Annotated in this window: 4 protein-coding genes; all 4 read right to left on the bottom strand. The window is 71.4% G+C overall.

The annotated features are described in order from the left end of the window. Positions 1-183: hypothetical protein (locus tag E1293_RS49095; RefSeq protein ID WP_207939532.1), on the bottom strand; the 183-nt coding region annotated here is incomplete at its 3' end. 30 nt (positions 184-213) lie between these two features. Then, positions 214-972, bottom strand: coding sequence for a hypothetical protein (locus tag E1293_RS46325; RefSeq protein WP_207939531.1), 759 nt, complete (start codon positions 970-972; stop codon positions 214-216). 334 nt (positions 973-1,306) lie between these two features. Further along, positions 1,307-1,843, bottom strand: a complete 537-nt coding sequence (locus tag E1293_RS46320; RefSeq protein WP_132206419.1) for a hypothetical protein — start codon at positions 1,841-1,843, stop codon at positions 1,307-1,309. A gap of 1 nt (position 1,844) precedes the next feature. Further along, positions 1,845-2,467: molybdopterin-dependent oxidoreductase (locus tag E1293_RS46315; RefSeq protein WP_165978720.1), on the bottom strand; the 623-nt coding region annotated here is incomplete at its 5' end.

Raw genomic sequence — 2,467 nt, 5'->3', positions numbered from 1 at the left:
GTCTTGCGCCGCTTGCGGTGCCCGGGTGGGGGGTGACCAGGTGCGGGGTGAGGTCACCGCCGGGGCTTGCGGGGCGGGCGGCGGGCGGCCGGTGAATGCCGTGGCCGCGGCGGCCAGGCCGCAGGCGGCGGCCGTCAGGCCCAGCGCGTGGACCTGACGGTCGCCGTGCCATGGGGCTTTCATCGCCTCGGCGCCTCTGCGGTCATTTCCTGGTCATTGCCGGGCGCGGCGCCGCAGGACCAGCACGCGGGTCAGAGCGGCGGTGCCGGCCAGACCCGCACCGAGGCCGAGCAGCCAGCTGCCTTGGACGCCGTTGCCGGCGGTGGAACCGGTGCCGGTGGCGGCGCCGCCCGCGGGCATCATCTTCAGCGGCCCGCACAGGGCCGGTGATGTCGCGGCCAGCGGCAGCGACGGGACCAGCGGGCTCTTCTCCTTCTGCGCCTGCTTGGGCAGGGTGGCGGGGTCCAGGCCGTGGACCACGATGACGCCGATCCCCGAGCGCAGCGACTTCAGGGTCGCGGCGTCGAGGTCGATCGTCCGCTGGTAGTCGGTGCTCGCGCCGCTGGGCGCGATCTTGATGTCGGTGCCGGCCTTGGGTGAGGTGTCGCCCTTGACCGACAGGGTGGTCTGGATCGGCCCGTAGGTCGCCTGGCCTTCGGGCGTGGAGATGACGCCGTCGCCGCTGGTGTCGTCGGCCTTGGTCGGGCAGACACCCTCGGCGCCGCCGTGGATGTGCTGTACGTGCGGGTAGGGCATGTCCTTGAATGTGGCCGCCAGGCCCGAGAAGTGCTCGGTGATGGTCGCGGTGCCGCCCGACAGTTCGAGGGTGAGGCTCCCCGAGCCGCCGGAGTTGTTGAGCGGGCCCAGCCTCGCCTGATAGGTCGCGGTGTCCTCGGCGTAGGCCGGGGCTGTCATGGCCGCCGCCGCCATCATCAGACCGGCCGCCCCGGTCAGGGCGACTCCGGTTCTCACGCTGCGGCAGGTCTTGCTGACGTGGTTTCTCATCGGTGCGGAACTCCCCTCGCTCGGGGGTCGATTCGTACTCGTGGGACGACATCGATCTGCCCGCACAAAAGCCGCGTTAAGGCATGTCCAGGTTATCGATCAAGCAAATGAAACGGACCGATTTGGGCGAATCACACCATTTCAGATCGTCGATCCAGCCGGGTGCTATGCACTCGTAGCAGCCGCTCTCGGGCGTGCCCGCGCCGGGCGCGACGCTCTGTCCCCTCCTTCGCCATGCGGCGTCACCACCCGTGGGTCGCACCGGTAATGGCGCAGGATGGCCGGTCCACACGCCGGTCCGTCAGTCGTGCCGCTTGTCGGCGATGGCGTGCTCATGGTCTGCGGGTGGGTCCCGGCGTGTCCTGGCGCGGCCGAGGCGTATGGCGTAGGTGATGGCGCTGAGGGCGAACAGGGCGCCGGTGACCAGCAGCCAACGCCACAGGTAGGGGTCCTCGGTGCGGCCGCCGGCGGCCATGTAGCGCTGCTCGCTCTGCCGCAGGATCATCGGGAAGAAGAGCAGGAGCAGCAGCCCCGAACCCGCGGCGGGCACTCTGAGGTGGTTCACCACCGGCACGGCCGGACGCGTCGCACCCTGACCTGCTCGCAGTGACCGCAGGCCCCGCAGGAGTGATCGGTCGGCGAGGGCGTAGAGCGGGAACAGGACGAGGTCGTGGCCGATGACGGCTCCGGCGAACCAGGCCAGCACGAAGGGCCAGTGCTTGGTCGATGCGAGCCGGTAAGCCGCGTATCCGGCCAGGGTGAAGCAGATGATGAGGGCGAGCAGATGCAGCGGGTCGGCTCCGTAGAAGGTTCTGATCCGCGGCAGGACCGGACGCATGTCAGCCGCCCCGGAACTCGATCGAGGCGACCCATTTGGTGTTGTGGACGCCCGGTAGCGCGGGGACGATGACGCGGGCGGGGTAGCCGTGGTCGATGGGCAGGTCCGCGCCGTTGACCCGCAGCGCGAGCAGCGCGTCGGGGTCGGAGACCTGGTTGGCCTGCAGGGTGGCGTGGTTGAACGCCCCACCGCGTTGCAGCGACCGCACGTACGCCGACGATGGGAAGGCCACGTCCAGGAGGGCGGCGAGGTCGCGGAGCCGGACGCCGGTCCAGGTCTGCACGGTGGACCATCCCTCGACGCAGGCGATGGGGAGCACGGCGGTGTGCTGGGGCATGGCCAGCAGCCGCGCCCGGTCCAGCTCGACCGTCCGGCTCCCATGAGCCAGCGTCAGCCGCCACTCGTCACCGACGTCGCGGGCGCTGAGCCCGGCCGCCGCCGCTGTCTTGTTGACCGGGAAATCGCCGGGTGTGGCGCGGTAGCCGCCGCGGGGCGCCAGCAGCGAGATCCGGCGGGCCGCGCCGCCGATGGTCTGCCCTGCGGTCAGGATCGCGATCAGCGCTCCGCCGCCGCCCACCAGCGCCAGTACGCCGCGCCGCGACAGGGTGGCCGGGCCGGGGGCGG

Source organism: Actinomadura darangshiensis, assembly GCF_004349235.1.
GTDB lineage: Bacteria > Actinomycetota > Actinomycetes > Streptosporangiales > Streptosporangiaceae > Spirillospora > Spirillospora darangshiensis.
This window is presented reverse-complemented; position numbering and strand designations above follow the sequence as displayed.

Bases quoted from the DNA above. Each gene is read 5' to 3' on its own strand.
- E1293_RS46320 (WP_132206419.1), bottom strand. From the start codon at position 1,843: ATGCGTCCGGTCCTGCCGCGGATCAGAACCTTCTACGGAGCCGACCCG.